This is a genomic window from Natrialba sp. SSL1 (genome assembly GCF_001861355.1).
Lineage (GTDB): Archaea > Halobacteriota > Halobacteria > Halobacteriales > Natrialbaceae > Natrialba.
In genome coordinates, this window is sequence record NZ_MASN01000017.1 from 124110 (window position 1) to 138183 (window position 14074).

Consider the following 14074-nt stretch of genomic DNA (forward strand, 5'->3'; position numbering starts at 1 on the left):
GGTGGGTTCGAACTGCCGCGTGTACACTCTCGGTGCGGACTGTGAACCCAAGTGGTCGCTATCGGTCAGGCGCGTGGGCGACGCACACGTAGGTCTCCCGGCGGTCGGTCGCTCGCCCGATCGAGAAGCCCGCATCCTGTAGCTGCGAGACTGCATCACCGAGAGCGAATCGCTCTGTCAGCGGCGGGCCTGATTCCTGCTCGCCGGTTGCCGACCAGTCGATCGTGACGAGGCGGCCGTTCGGCTTGAGGACCCGCGCGAGTTCCGTCAGACTGTCGTCGCTCGCGAACTCGTGGTACGTATCGACGGAGAAGGCGGCGTCGAGGCTGTCGTCGGCCAGCGGGAGGTCGTCGATGTTCGCGTGGATTGTGTCGACGCTCTCGGGAACGCCCTTTTCGCGATAGAACTCGTGCATCTCGGTCTGCACGTCGATCGCGTAGAGCGTGTCGACGTACGGGGCAACGTCGTCGGCGAAGAACCCCGTTCCGCTGCCGAGGTCGGCAACGATGTCCTCCTGGCGTGGTTCGAGGAGGGAAAGGAGTTCCTCGCGTGAACACCACCGGTAGCGACTCGCGTCCTCGAGTGCGGGTGCGCGCTCGGGGTCGAAGGTGTGAAAACCCATACCTCACGTTGGCGGGTGGAGGGTATGATTGCTGTGGCGCGGCGCGACACGTCGTGGCACGGCTCGTTATGCAGTGGTGCGGAGTGACACGGAATGGGTTCGTGTGCGCGGTTGACCGCCAAGGCCCGCGCTTACGTTCGCTCGTCGAGATTCACCGTAATCGTCTTCGTCTGCAGATACGAGTCGAGCGCCTCGAGTCCCTTCTCGCGGCCGATTCCGCTCTCTTTCATCCCGCCGAACGGCGTCTCGACCGAGCCGCCGAACCACTCGTTGACGTAGACGTTGCCGGCCTCGATCCGGCGCGCCATCGATAGCGCCTGCTTCACGTCGTTCGAGAAGACGCCGCCAGTCAGGCCGAAGTCGACATCGTTCGCGATCTCGATCGCCTCCTCGCGGTCGGCAAACGGAATCACCGTCAGCACAGGGCCGAAGATCTCCTCCTGCGCAAGTCGGGATTGTGGGTCGACGTCGGTGAAGATCGTCGGCTCGACGAAGTAGCCGTCGCCCTCGAGTGGCTCGCCACCCGCTGCGAGTGTCGCGTCTGACTCACGGCCAACGTCGATGTACTCGAGTACCGACTCGTAGTGGGCCTCGTGGTTGAGCGGGCCCATGTCGGGGTCGTCGACGCCGGGACCGGGTTCGGTGGATTCGGCGCGGGCGACGAGGCGGTCGACGACCTCGTCGTAGACGGATTTGTGGACGAGCGCGCGGTCGGTTGCCGAGCAGATCTGGCCGGCGTTGGTGAAGATGCCCGTCCCGATCCAGAAGGCGGCCTCGTCGAGGTCGGCGTCGGGCATCACGATGGCCGGGTTCTTCCCGCCGAGTTCGAGCGTGACGGGGGTGATGGTCTTTGCAGCGGACTCCATGACGGCCTGGCCGGTGGCGACGCTGCCGGTGAACGTGAGAGCGTTGACATCATCGTGTGCGGAGAGGGCTGCGCCGGGTTCGCCGCCGCCGGGGATGACGTTGAACACGCCGTCCGGGAGACCGGCCTCGCGACACAGTTCGGCGAGGTGGAGGGCCGAAAGCGGCGTTGTGGGGGCGGGCTTTGCGACGACGGTGTTGCCCGCGACGAGGGCCGGTGCGACGCCGCGGGCGGTCAGGTTCAGCGGGAAGTTCCACGGGATGATCTGGCCGCTGACGCCGTAGGGCTCGCGCGAGGTGACGATGAGCGAGTCCTCGTCAGTCGGGACCTGGCTGCCCTCGAGTTTGTCCGCCGCGCCGGCGTAGTACTCGAAGAACCGGGCCGCACCCTCGACGTCGCTACGGGCCTGGGTGAGCGGCTTGCCCTGGTCGCGGCTCTCGAGTCGCGCGAGGTCGTCGGCGTTCTCGCGAATGCGGTCTGCGATACGCTGGGCGATGCGACCGCGTTCGGCGGGGGCGGTGGTTTGCCAGTCAGCGGCTGCCTCACGGGCGGTCGTAACTGCCTGGTCGACATCGGCAGCGCTCGCTGCGTCGACCGTCGTGATCACCTCACCGGTTGCTGGATCGGTGGTCGTGAACTGGTCATCGCCCGCCGAGCGGACGAACTCGCCGCCGATGTGCGGACCGTAGCTGTCGTACAGGATGGAGTTAGGTGTCGGTGTCATGGGTGGGGGTGATTTGTGTAGGAACTGGCTCGCTGCGAGGGCCAGTACCTGCGGGACCGCTGCCTCTAGAGAGGGTAACGGGTCACATAATTGCTAGCGTATGATTTTAGAGATATTAACTAAATATGGTTTCATTAGCGGAGTATATCCGAATAATGTTGTTTGATACGGTTACGCATCTGAGATCTACGCCGTTCTCCGTGGGCGGTACTCAGGGCTCGGCACCAGATTCACTCGTGTAGCAGAAGACGGGTAGTACCCTGGATACGGTCGCCGTTCCCGTTGCTGTCACCAGTACCGACCTGAAACCATCGCTGGAGGTCCCTCAGTTTGTACTAGAGATCCGCCCAAACAACGACTGTTGTGTTTACGAGAGTTTATGAGCGTTAGTATCCAGTACGCGCTAATGACTGGACGCTCAGAATCCACGTCAACTGATTTTTGGCCGGGGTCAGACGGCGACGTGGCACTCGACCGGTTTCAAACGCTCGTCAACACGATCGACGACGGCCTCTACCAGCTCGATTCTGCAGAGCAGTTCGTCGCGGTTAACGACGTGATCGTCGAGTGGACAGGATACTCGCGAGACGAACTTCTGGGGTCGCACGTATCGATGATACTGGCTGAAACAGACGCCACACACGTCGAGCGTACGATTCGGGAACACCTCCAGAACGGCGACACGGATCTTCCACCGCTCGAACTCTCGATCCAGACTGCTGCTGGCGATGACCTCGTCTGTGAGGTGCGATACAATCTGTTGGTCACAGACGGGGAGTATCAGGGGTCCGTCGGTGTCGTCCGAGACAAACGCACTGAAACTGGAGTCGCACGGACCGAACGAGAACAGCAACTAGCCCAGTACGAAACGATTATCGAGACCATCGAGGACGGGATCTACGTTCTCGACGACGAGTATCGGTTCGAAACCGTAAACCAGGCGTACGCCGACCTGACGGGGTACTCGCGGGAGGAACTGCTCGGCTCACACTGTTCACTCGTCGTCGAGGATACGGTCTCGAGCACGGCAGCCGACGCCTCGAGAGAGTTGGCTGACGCTGCTGCGAACGCTGCAACGATCGAGGCAGATGTCCTTCGAAAGGACGGGACGCGAGTACCCGCCGAAAGTCGGTTTTCACCGATCGTATCCACCGACGGAGAGTACGACGGCACAGTCGGCGTCGTACGGGACATTTCCGAGCGGAAAGCGCGTGAGCAAGAGCTGCGACAGTACGAGACCATCGTGGAAACGGTGCAAGATGGGATTTACGTCGTCGACGAGGAGGGTATCTTCACCATGGTGAACGAGTCCTACGCGGAGTTGCTTGGCTACTCCCCCGGGGAGCTGTTAGGCTCTCACGTATCGATGGTCGTCGAGGGCGATGTCCACCAGCACGCACAGGCAATCGAGGATCAACTGGCCCACGACGAGGCGGACGAGACATCGATTGAGGCGACGGTGCAGCGGGCCGACGGGACGACTATTCCTGCCGAGGCAACGTTCGCCATCCTTCCGTCCGATAGCGACGGGCGTGAACGGGTCGGTGTCGTCCGTGATATTACTGAGCGCAAAGAGCGCGAGCGCGCTCTGGAAGAAAGTGAGCAACGGTATCGAACGCTGATCGACCACTTCCCGGGCGCAGTCGGGCTGTACAACGAGTCGTTCGAGTACACGGTGGCCGGTGGGGAACTGCTGGCGGACCTCGGGCTGTCACAGGACGAAATCGTGGGCACAACCATCTACGACCGGTATCCCGACGACCTCGTCGAACAGATCGAACCGTACTTTCAGGCCGTATTCGACGGCGAGTCGAACACGTTCGAAGAGCAGTATCACGACCGCGACCTCTGGGCACATACACTTCCGGTGAGAAACAGCGCGGGCGATATCGTTGCGGGCATGCTGATGGTGCAGGATATCACGGAACGTAAGGAGTACCAGCGGGAGATTGAAGCGTCGAACGAGCGATTAGAGCAGTTTGCGTACGCTGCATCCCACGATTTGCAGGAACCACTTCGGATGATCGTGAGCTACCTGCAGCTGATCGAGCGTCGGTATCACGACGAACTCGACGAGGACGGACGAGAGTTCATCGACTTCGCAGTCGACGGTGCCCAGCGAATGCAGGAGATGATCAACGGTCTGCTCAATTACTCGCGCGTCCAGACGCGTGGAAGCGCGTTCGAATCGGTCGATCTCGAGACGGTACTCGAGAACGCTCGCGACGACCTCCAGGTGAAAATCGACGAGAGCGGTGCCGAAATTACAGCGGACCCCCTCCCGCGGGTAACGGGTGATCCCGGGCAGCTTCGGCAGGTGTTCCAGAACCTGCTGAGCAACGCGATCACGTACAGCGGAGAGGATTCGCCGCGGATTCAGATCAGCGCTGACACGAACGACGAGGAGTGTGTGATTTCCGTTCGCGACGAAGGGATCGGTATCGATGTGGAGAGCCAGGATCGGATTTTCGAGGTATTCCAGCGGCTTCACAACCACGAAGAACACGCCGGGACAGGAATTGGACTCGCGCTCTGTCAGCGGATCGTCGAGCGCCACGGTGGGGAGATCTGGGTGGAGTCCGAACCTGGCGAAGGTGCGACGTTCACCTTTACGGTGCCTGTTGCCAGCGAGTGAACCGTCTCACAGAGACTCCTCCGTGACAGTGCCGTTGGAGTAGTGAACCGGGCGCTCTTCGTGCAAGGCGGCGCAGCCTGGCTCGGGTCCACTGGTCGAATGGCCACAACCTCTGAACTCGTCGTTGAGGTACCGTTCGGTCCGCATCGCATCTGCTGCATCAGGATACGGGGTGTCGAACTCGACGCTGTAGACGATTCGGCCGGGACACTCGTCGGATTCGGTCGTCGTGTTGTGCGTGTCGACGTATACCCGATACGCCGCGACGGTCGCATCCTCCGGTGTGGTCCGGCGTATTTCGGCTGAGACCTCGGTGTCTAATGAGGTGTCGTTGATTGTTCCGACCCACACTCCACCACTGCTCGATTTCCCGTATGCAGTAACGTCGTCGTGGCACCCCGCCTCGAGAATTTCAACGGACTCGATTTCGGGGTCCGGTGGTGTCTCGTCCAGAATCGACAGCCCGCCGACAGCGAACGCGCCGAGGGCGAAACTACCGACGATCGCGACACCCAGCAGGAACGGCAGTGGAACAGATCCGACCCATCTGGATAGCCTCGATTCTGTGGGATCTTCCCAGTCGATTTCGTGTGTGTTTTCTTTCTTCCCGGAATTATTCATTGTGTTACTGGTCTTCGTAGGAAATGAAAAGGCTGCTGTTTAGTTATTGCTCTGAGTAGTATGCGGTTTTCTTGGTGGTGACCGCACCAACCCTACACAGTACCGTCTTGCAGTCACACGTGGACAAACAGTACTCGAGTACTCGCGAATGCTGTACCAATGATCAACGTAGGGAAGGCCTGCATTCTCAGGTTGAACGGTAGATATAAATCATCACGAGTCAACAATTAGAACGGAAGCCAGCCAGTAAGGGTACGAAAACCCCGGATGGTGATGACATCCGAGGCATGGCTTCCAAGCCACCTGGCTTAGTTGCCATGATTGCATACATTCTACCGGGATATAAACGTCCCGCACGACAACGGAATCGCCATACTGCGTCACTAGCGCAGACAGTGCCGATTGTCCAGTTCGACGTGTCCGGCGTGTTCGCGGGTGAGACCAATGAGTGAGCAACCGGACGAGGACGATGCCACCACCAGCGACAGTGATGTCGATCCACCCGAAACGCTCACCCCCTGCCCGCGCTGTCGGCGACCAGTTACAACCGTCAGTGCTATCGGCCCCACCGACGCCATCGCCGGCCCCTGCGGCTGTCGCGTCGCGCCCGGACTGCTCTCTCGCAAACGGCGGGAGCGACGTAACCGACAGGACCGGCGAAACAGACGAGGCCAGCACGATCAACAGGACCCACACAACCAACACGACCAACGGGACTAACGAGTCCACCCTCTGCGAGACCAACACCGCAGAGGTACTCGAGTCCCGTCGGTCAGCCGGACTCTCGGGTGTGGCGACAGTCTCCTGTCCCGCGGAACCACCACAACGGGACCGCCTTCGCATCACCACTTACCACCACCACGCCCACCCTACTCCGTCGACACTGTATCGACGGTGGGAGTCCGGTCCGAAAACGGGACGCGAGTGAGGCTGCAAAATCCCGAGCGGAATCGGCTGCCCTCAACCAGAGGCTGTCGTGGAGATTCGGACGCTAAGGTTAGTGCACCAACGCTTATACAGACGCGGGTGTAACACGTTCGTATGTCGAGTACAGATACAAACAACGGGGAAGACCCAGACAAGACGAACATTAACATCCGTCTCACCGAGACATTTCTCGAAGATATCGACGCCACGTGGACGGATGAGGGATACAACAGCCGAAGCGAATTCATTCGCGACGCACTTCGGGATGCGGTCCGACACCCGGAACTAACACGACAGAGCTGGAAGGAGATTGCAGCCGTCGAACACGCACGGCGAACGGGCGATAGCGAGACGTTTAGCCGAGACGAGATTCGTGGTGACGAGGAGTAGGAATGAGTGGCGAGGGCTGGCAGTGGCAATTTCAGAGACCCGCGAAACGAACGTACGACGATCTCGAAACGCATGCACAGGACCGTATTGTAGACAAACTCGACGAAATCGTAACGGATCAGTGGCGTGACCCCGACGATTATCTCGAGCCACTGACCGGCGTCCCACATTCGAAACTTCGGATCGGTCAATTTCGGCTCGGGGTAGAGTGCAATCACACCGAGAAGTTGCTGGATATCTACACCATCGAACGACGGAGCGGTGCGTACAAACCCGGTGACGACTGAGGCTAGTCGTAGAACGATTTTCGGAGCCCGAATTCTAATTCCTACTCAGAGAATCTGCTCCAGAACCGACGCCAGTTCCGTCTCGAGTTCGGACGCCTGTAGAATTTTGATCTCATTGTCGGATCCGGACTGCGCAGCGAGCGACTGCGTCTGTGCGTCCAGATCCTGCACGACGAGCAGGCCGTTCCACCCAGTCCCGAAATACGACCCGTCGTCGTCAGTTCCGAACACGAACTCGTCGTCAACCCGTAGGAAGGCGAGGTACTCGAGTGTCTCCTTGATCCCGCGACGAATCGTATCGGTGTTCGTGCTGTTTTTGACCTCGGTGATGAGATACTCGTGTTCGTTCGTCTCCTCGGAGATGATCTCGAGGACGATTACGTCAGGCCGTCCGGTGTGGTTCTCGAACTCCTTGCCGAGGTAGTCTCCCGCAACATCCTGTGCGACCCGCTGGACCGTATCCGAGCGCCCGAGTTCCTCACGGTCTGCATCCGGTTCGGAGATGAACGAGAGGTTGCGGTCGCGTGCCGAGTTGTCGTGGTAGAGGACGAACTCTTTCGACCCGTCGATGCGAGCAACTTCCTGTCGATCGGAGGCGATCGTTTTGAACTGCGCTTGCTCGTTTCGGAGCTGCTCCAGCGTCGCGACGAATTGAAAGAGCACGTAGAGTTCGAACAGCGCGTGCTCGTCGTCAGGTGTGATCGCAGTCTCGTCGAGCAGTGACCGGATCTCCTCGGTATCGCCCTGGAAGATGTTGGTCCGACTCCGAAGCAGCGAGGCCGCCTCGCGGTAAATCTCCTGGCGCGACTGTGCCGCAGTCGTGAGCATGCGCTCGGTAGGCTCGTACGCTTTTGGGTCCCGAATCCGGCGAACGTGGACATTGCGCTCGACGACCCGCTGCAGGTCGTCGATCAACTGCTCGTTGTCGCCCCAGGTCTCCTGAACCCAGGTGTAGTTCTCCTTGAGAAGCGGGTCCGCCTTTCGAAGCGTGCGGTAAATCACCGCGAGCAGCTTCTTGAGGACGAGGTTCTCGGGAATGTCGTAGTTCTCAGAGCGGTTATCACAGACGAATAGCGAGCCGTCGCGGGGATTCTGGGTGTGGCGCTTCTTGATCGTCCGTCCCCAGTTGACGTGCCCGTTCACGGTCCCCCGATGTGTTTGTGACACAGTGCTCGTCTCCGTGCGGATACTGCGGAGTCGTCTGGGGAGTTCTCGGACGAATTCGACGACGTCCGATTTCAGGATGAAGTGCAGGTCAAGCAGTAGTTCGTAATCCTCGAATCGCTCGTCCAACTGCGAGGGCGAGATCGTCTGCGCGAGTTCGCGCTCGGGAAACGCCCCCTGCATCACGTACGTGAGGATATCCTCCGACAGTTCGTCGAGGAGTTCGTCCCTGTTCATACCGGCTCGGACTCAGTGAGTGTCACCTGAAGCATATCTCGCGCAGCAGTCTCGAGCAGACGCTCGTCGATCTCATCGACCGTCGCGAGTTGCCGAACGATCTGTTCGCGTTTCGGCACGCCCTCGAGTTGCGGGAAGACGTAGCTGATGACTGCCTGCGTCAGCGCCGCCGAGACCGAGTCGTTCGCGTGTCGACTCACGTGCTGGTAGAGGTCTTTGACGATTGCCGGGCCAATCGACCGGTCGTCGATCGTCGTGTTCGTCGTCCGCCAGACTCGGGCAACTGCCATCGCCTCTCTTCGGTCCCACTCGAGCCCCCACGTCTCGACGTACGCGTGTATGAGCCGTTCGAGTTCGTCGATTGCGTCACCAGACTCGCCTTCAGGAAGCTCCGGAACCGGAATACGGATGAAGGCGAACCGACGCATGAACGCGTAGCTCATCTCGTAGAGCGAGGTTTTGTCGTAGGTGTTCATCGTGGCCAGCAGTCGCCACGAACGCGGCATCACGTACTCGTTCGACGTCAGTTCGCCGGTGTACTGCTCGGCAGGCAACACGCGAACCTCTCGGTCGTCCTGCTCGAACGGAAGCTGTACTTCCTGCCCCGAGAAGACCGTAAACAGCTGTCCGAACGCCTTGTCGATGTCGGCGCGGTTGATCTCATCGATGACCAGCACCTCGTTTCGCTGTTCGTCGTTTCGCTTGAACCGGCGAAGCACCAGCCCCGGTCTGAACTCGAGTTCACCCGAGCCAGTCGACGACGGCATGTGTCCGCCGACGGTGTCGAAGGTCGACCAGTCGGCTGTCGCCGTGGATATTTTGGAGCCGGTGATTTCGTCGTGCGTATCTACGAGTGCCTGTCCGACGTTCTGCGCGATTTCCGTTTTCCCGGTTCCCGGTGGCCCCGTGAAGATGACGTGCTTCCCGGCGTCGAGTGCGGCAGTGACATCTTCGACGATCGAACTCGCGAGTTCGTCCGGGAAGTGCAGATCAGCGAGAACGTCCTCCGTCGAGAGATCGATCGTTGGCGATGATTCGACGAGTGTACGCTCTCGCTCGCGGTCGTGGGTGTGTAGCTTCTCGAGGAGTTTTCGACCGTTCGACTGGCTTGGCCCCCACATATTGATGTCGTTGAACGACACCCAGCCGAGATGGTCGGCGGCGTCTTCGACGGGGAGCATATGCTGCAGAATCGCCTCGCACTCGATGGAGAGCTGTTCCGCTGACTTGCGGTGCTCCGGTCGGTTCTGGATAACGTGCTGATCACCCAGACAGAACGTCTCCTTGAATCCGAAAACGTGTTCGTAGACCACTTCCTCGTTGACGTGTTCGTCACGCCACCAGTACTCCGATTTCGTCGCTTTGTAGTCGCCGACGACACCGTAGCCAATGAGCCCCCAGTCTTTGTCCTCCTCGTCCTTGCCGTGTGAGCGGAAGAAGATTATGTCGTCTTCCTCGAGATCAGCCCACGTTCCGCGCAAGTTGTCCGTGTTTCGAACCCCCCAGACGTTCCGCCGGTAGGCTGTCAGGAAGTTCACCGGTTCGGAGAGTGCGACGTAGAACTCCCGTTCGGACGACGATCCGAACAGTTCCTCCGGGTCCCGTGCGACGATGACATCGTCCCGACCGCTCAGACAATCGAGCAGAGCTGTAAACTCGTCACGACTCACGTGGTACTCCTGTATCGTCTGGGTGAGATCGTACAGACTCGCTTCTCCGTGACCATCGGCATCGCGTCCAAACCGTTTCGGAAGCGATCGGAGTGCGACGCCACCGGTACTCGCACTTTTCACGACGAATTCGATCGGCCGCTGGTAGGTGTGCGACGATGCACTCGAGAGTCCCGTCGGACTGTACTCGAGTTCACCAACCTGTGCAACGGCCTCGACAGATGCGTCGCCAAGAATAACGACGAAATCACCCGCGCTCATGTGCGTCGTCCGGCCACCGACGAAGTATCGGAGTTGGCCGGCCGTCACCCCCTCGTCGCTTTCGTATGCCCGAGAAACTCGTCGCTTCACCGCTGATTTGTCGCTGAAATCGACTTCCGACGGGCCACCGATGTCCCACCCGATCGTGACGACCGGTGGCGAGCGCTCAGCCCACTCCGCCCAGAGCCGCCCACGTTCTCCCGCCCGAAGAAGCCAGTAGTTCGCCATTGACACGCTGTTTACAGACACTTGAGAAGAATCTTTTTAGATGCGGCTATGTTTCCCATTGAATTTGTACCCATCTCATCTGGTTGAGCCAACAGTACCGGCGTCCGTACCGAGGTCGCTGACCTTTTCACAGTTCCACCCCCACTAGAACTCGACTACACGTGCTCACTCTCGCAGGAACGCTCCTGGCGGGCGTCGTCTTCGGCGTCGCCCTCGCAGCCCCGCCGGGGCCGATGAACGCCATCATCGCCGAGGAGAGCGTCGTCCGCGGCTGGGCCGCCGGCTTCTGGGCCGGCCTCGGAGCCATGCTCGCCGACGTGCTCTTCTTCGTCCTCGTGCTCGCCGGCGTCGTCACCGTGATCGACCAGTACCCCGCCATCAGACCCGCCCTCTACCTCGTCGGTGGTGTCCTCATGTGCTACTTCGCCGTCGGCGCGATCGAGGAAGCGAGGGCCGCCACCTCGTTCACCGACGGCGGCACCGCTACCGCGAAGGGCTTCCGGAAGACGTTCGTCCTCTCGCTGACCAACCCCTACCAGCTCGGCTTCTGGCTCACCGTCGGCGTCGGCCTCCTCCAGCCCGGCAGCCTCGATATCTTCGCCCACGTCCCCGGGATCGACACCATCCTCGCGGGAACGCTCGTCGTCCAGACCGGCTCGCCCGCACTCCTGCTCGGCTTCTTCGGCGGCATCGCGGTCTGGATCGTCGCCTACCCCGCCGGACTGGTCGCGGCGGGTCGCCGCGTCGACGCCCTCGCGCCGACGATCGCAGCGCTCAGCGCGGTCGTGCTGGCGGGCTTCGGGGCGCTCTTTCTCGGTATCGGTGCAATGAGTTTCCTGTGACCGTCGCCGCCACTGCGTGACCCACTTCGGGCCAGGTCATCATGGGGGACTGTGCCGTTGCGTAATTGCTTCGTGAGTGCTGTGTACTGACCGCGTAGTCGACAGCAGGCCGTAGCGACCCTAGCAGTAGTAGTCGTAACCGTAGCTAGTCCCGGCCAGAGCCGGTCGACACACAGGTGTTGGTACCCACAGCGAGAACAGTACTGACGGAGTTGCGAACGGTTTCGCTAACTACCCCATCCCGGCGATTTCGTCTTCGAGCCACTCGCTGAACCACTTCACGCGCTTCAGCCGCTGGTGGGCGATGCCTTCGGCGGCCTCGCTCTCGACGCGCGACGCCGCATTGTAGCCGCGCTCCAGGACCCGTTCGACCATCTCGTCCGAGTCCATGTGCGTTCGGGCTTCGTAGCCCATCCGCAGCAACATCAGGGCCGTGCCGTTCGCGCCGACCTTATCGAGCAGATCAGCCTCGATCAGACACTGCGTCTCGAGTGCCACGTCGCTCAGGTCGCCCTGATAGGAGTGTTGTTCGACGGCGCGACACACCTGCTGGATGAACGATTCGGGGTACTCACCGCGCGATTCTAAGTACTCACGGGCGACGCGGGCACCGGCTTCGGCGTGGAGTTCCTGGTCGGTCTCGAGTTTCGCCACGTCGTGAAAGAGGGCGGCGACGCGGGTGACGTCGATGTCCGCACCCTCCTTCTGGGCGATCTCGGTCGCGAGTTCGACCACGTTGAGGATGTGGTTGTGCCGGTACTCCGCGGAGTGCCACGGGTACCAGCGCATCCGACCGCCTTCCTCTTCTTTCTCGACGCTGGCTGCGAGGTACTCGAAGACGAACTGCTTCATCTCCTCGAACTCCGCGTCGGTAACCCTGCGTTCTTTTATTTCGACGCCCACGAGAGATCCCTCCGCAAGAGACGAACGATAGTCATTGACAGAATGTTCGGTCGTTTCGCTCTTTAGCCTTTGGTTCGGGAGAGAGACACATTCGCAGACGAGTGTGTGACCGACCAGTGTCTGTCTCCTGTACTCGTGTCCGATTTCGACACCCCGACCCTGTCTCGTCTTCGGTGGGTTCCCCTCTCATCTCCGCGTCATCCGTCCCGAACTGAGTCGGTCAATTGCCGTTCTGTACCGGTGACCGCTGCCCCGTCGGACCGATCACCGAGACACGCGACAGCGATCCGTACGGACGGACGCGGAGCCGCGGCTCGTTTTCGCCGTCCACAGTGACAACAGTCACGACGATTGATCATTCCATACAAAATAGTAACTAGAAATATCCAATAATTATATTACTGAGTTCGTTATCGGATTCTTATGTATTCACGAGATGTGAAATACTAGATACCGTATGTGAATCGGTGGAATGGTGCTACACACGCTGTGTGCGTGGTGAAATAAACGCAATCAAAGACAACTCACTAATGACAGACACACGCGAACAATGGACGGCCATCCTGCTTACGGCACTCATGGTGCTCTCGCTCGTTGCGATCGCGGGCACCGGCCTGGCAGGCAGTGCGGCCGCCACAGACGGAATCGACACGCAAGCAGTCGACGATGATACCCCAGCAACGATCGATCCCGAACTCGAGGAGGCGACCGGAACCGAGCAAGTGTATGTCGTCCTCGACCAGTACGAGGGTGACCTGAGTACCGATCGTGACCGTGCGATCGCACAACTCCAAGAGCACGCCGAGACGTCGCAAGCGTCCGTCACGGACTCGCTCGACATGATGGCGCACGTCGAGGTGATCAACGACTACTGGATCACGAACGCCGTTCGCGCCGAAGTCGACGCGTCGGAAGTCGACACGGCCGAACTCGCCTCGATCGAGGGAGTCCAGTCGGTCGAGCTCCGACCCGACTACGAAGTGCCAGAACCGGAGCCGTCCGTCGAGTCTGCTCTTGAATCCGACGAAGACGACTACACGTACGGCCTCGATCAGGTCAACGCCTCCGAGACCTGGGCTGACTTCAACACCCAGGGTGAGGACGTGAAGGTCGCAGTGCTCGACACTGGTTTCGACGTCGATCACCAGGATCTGGACCTCTACACCGAGGATGCGGACGATCCAACCTACCCAGGCGGCTGGGTTGAAATCGGTCCGGACGGTGACCCAGTCGAGGGCTCGGAACCGCACGACACGCACTACCACGGCACGCACGTCGGCGGCACGGTCGGCGCTGCCGCACCGGCTGACGACGACACGCCAGCCTACGGCGTCGCGCCGAACGTCGACCTGCAGCACGGCCTCGTGCTGCCGGACGGCTCGGGCGCAGACTCAGACACCATCGCCGGCTTCGAGTACGTCGTCGAAGAGATGGACTCTGACGTTGTGAGCATGAGCTTCGGTGCTGGCTGTGGCCTCACCGGTCCAGTGTACGAAGATGCCTGGATTCCCGCAATCCAGAACGCTAACGACATGGACGTCGTCGCAGTCACCTCCTCGGGTAACTCCGGCGAGGGCTGTGTCGGCTCACCGGCGAACACCTACGACTCGTTCAGCATCGGTGCCTCGAACGAAGCCGGTGAGATCACCGACTTCTCCAGCGGCAACACCATCGCCGCCGACAACTGGGACAACCCCG

General features: G+C 60.4%; 12 protein-coding genes. 6 read left to right on the forward strand and 6 right to left on the reverse strand.

Annotated elements, in window-relative coordinates; translation table 11 throughout:
- Positions 1–58: 58 nt before the first annotated feature.
- Together BBD46_RS04155 and BBD46_RS04160 are read right to left on the reverse strand one after the other, a co-directional pair.
- The gene (locus tag BBD46_RS04155) at positions 59–622 is read right to left on the reverse strand and encodes a class I SAM-dependent methyltransferase (protein ID WP_071400493.1); all 564 of its coding nucleotides are present in this window, start codon (positions 620–622) and stop codon (positions 59–61) included.
- A 131-nt stretch (positions 623–753) separates the two neighbouring features.
- Complete coding sequence (locus tag BBD46_RS04160; protein ID WP_071400494.1) at positions 754–2211, reverse strand: aldehyde dehydrogenase family protein; 1458 nt, start codon at positions 2209–2211, stop codon at positions 754–756.
- Positions 2212–2617: 406 nt separating this feature from the next.
- Between BBD46_RS04160 and BBD46_RS04165 the strand changes: the two genes are divergently transcribed.
- Positions 2618–4846, forward strand: a complete 2229-nt coding sequence (locus BBD46_RS04165; protein WP_253184502.1) for a PAS domain-containing sensor histidine kinase — start codon at positions 2618–2620, stop codon at positions 4844–4846.
- A gap of 6 nt (positions 4847–4852) precedes the next feature.
- Here BBD46_RS04165 and BBD46_RS04170 read toward each other — a convergent pair whose 3' ends face one another.
- A complete protein-coding gene (locus tag BBD46_RS04170) occupies positions 4853–5467 on the reverse strand; it encodes a hypothetical protein (protein WP_071400496.1) in 615 nt (204 codons plus the stop codon).
- 444 nt (positions 5468–5911) lie between these two features.
- Here BBD46_RS04170 and BBD46_RS04175 point away from each other — a divergent pair, with 444 nt between their 5' ends.
- The 3 genes from BBD46_RS04175 (at position 5912) to BBD46_RS04185 (ending at position 7071) form a co-directional block, all read left to right on the forward strand.
- Positions 5912–6187, forward strand: a complete 276-nt coding sequence (locus BBD46_RS04175) for a hypothetical protein (protein ID WP_071400497.1) — start codon at positions 5912–5914, stop codon at positions 6185–6187.
- A gap of 321 nt (positions 6188–6508) precedes the next feature.
- Complete coding sequence (locus BBD46_RS04180; RefSeq protein ID WP_006169081.1) at positions 6509–6784, forward strand: ribbon-helix-helix domain-containing protein; 276 nt, start codon at positions 6509–6511, stop codon at positions 6782–6784.
- Between the two features lie 2 nt (positions 6785–6786).
- Entirely contained in the window at positions 6787–7071 is a 285-nt protein-coding gene (locus BBD46_RS04185) for a type II toxin-antitoxin system RelE family toxin (RefSeq protein ID WP_071400498.1), read from the forward strand.
- 45 nt (positions 7072–7116) lie between these two features.
- Here BBD46_RS04185 and BBD46_RS04190 read toward each other — a convergent pair whose 3' ends face one another.
- Both BBD46_RS04190 and BBD46_RS04195 read right to left on the reverse strand, forming a co-directional pair.
- The gene (locus BBD46_RS04190; RefSeq protein WP_071400499.1) at positions 7117–8472 is read right to left on the reverse strand and encodes a hypothetical protein; all 1356 of its coding nucleotides are present in this window, start codon (positions 8470–8472) and stop codon (positions 7117–7119) included.
- The gene (locus tag BBD46_RS04195) at positions 8469–10631 is read right to left on the reverse strand and encodes an AAA family ATPase (protein ID WP_071400500.1); all 2163 of its coding nucleotides are present in this window, start codon (positions 10629–10631) and stop codon (positions 8469–8471) included. Before BBD46_RS04195 ends, BBD46_RS04190 begins: the two co-directional genes overlap by 4 nt.
- A 161-nt stretch (positions 10632–10792) precedes the next feature.
- Between BBD46_RS04195 and BBD46_RS04200 the strand changes: the two genes are divergently transcribed.
- Positions 10793–11473: a LysE family translocator gene (locus BBD46_RS04200; protein WP_071400501.1), complete on the forward strand. Its 681-nt coding sequence runs from the start codon at positions 10793–10795 to the stop codon at positions 11471–11473.
- A gap of 231 nt (positions 11474–11704) precedes the next feature.
- Here BBD46_RS04200 and BBD46_RS04205 read toward each other — a convergent pair whose 3' ends face one another.
- Entirely contained in the window at positions 11705–12376 is a 672-nt protein-coding gene (locus BBD46_RS04205; protein WP_071400502.1) for an HD domain-containing protein, read from the reverse strand.
- 530 nt (positions 12377–12906) lie between these two features.
- Here BBD46_RS04205 and BBD46_RS04210 point away from each other — a divergent pair.
- Positions 12907–14074 (forward strand): S8 family serine peptidase (locus tag BBD46_RS04210; RefSeq protein ID WP_171908151.1); only part of this gene is annotated, 1168 nt, incomplete at its 3' end.

What these genes read in the sequence shown, in the direction of transcription:
- BBD46_RS04155 (WP_071400493.1), bottom strand. Translation starts at nt 622, where the DNA reads ATGGGTTTTCACACCTTCGACCCCGAGCGCGCACCCGCACTCGAGGAC.
- BBD46_RS04160 (WP_071400494.1), bottom strand. Translation starts at nt 2,211, where the DNA reads ATGACACCGACACCTAACTCCATCCTGTACGACAGCTACGGTCCGCAC.
- BBD46_RS04165 (WP_253184502.1), top strand. Translation starts at nt 2,618, where the DNA reads ATGACTGGACGCTCAGAATCCACGTCAACTGATTTTTGGCCGGGGTCA.
- BBD46_RS04170 (WP_071400496.1), bottom strand. Translation starts at nt 5,467, where the DNA reads ATGAATAATTCCGGGAAGAAAGAAAACACACACGAAATCGACTGGGAA.
- BBD46_RS04175 (WP_071400497.1), top strand. Translation starts at nt 5,912, where the DNA reads ATGAGTGAGCAACCGGACGAGGACGATGCCACCACCAGCGACAGTGAT.
- BBD46_RS04180 (WP_006169081.1), top strand. Translation starts at nt 6,509, where the DNA reads ATGTCGAGTACAGATACAAACAACGGGGAAGACCCAGACAAGACGAAC.
- BBD46_RS04185 (WP_071400498.1), top strand. Translation starts at nt 6,787, where the DNA reads ATGAGTGGCGAGGGCTGGCAGTGGCAATTTCAGAGACCCGCGAAACGA.
- BBD46_RS04190 (WP_071400499.1), bottom strand. Translation starts at nt 8,472, where the DNA reads ATGAACAGGGACGAACTCCTCGACGAACTGTCGGAGGATATCCTCACG.
- BBD46_RS04195 (WP_071400500.1), bottom strand. Translation starts at nt 10,631, where the DNA reads ATGGCGAACTACTGGCTTCTTCGGGCGGGAGAACGTGGGCGGCTCTGG.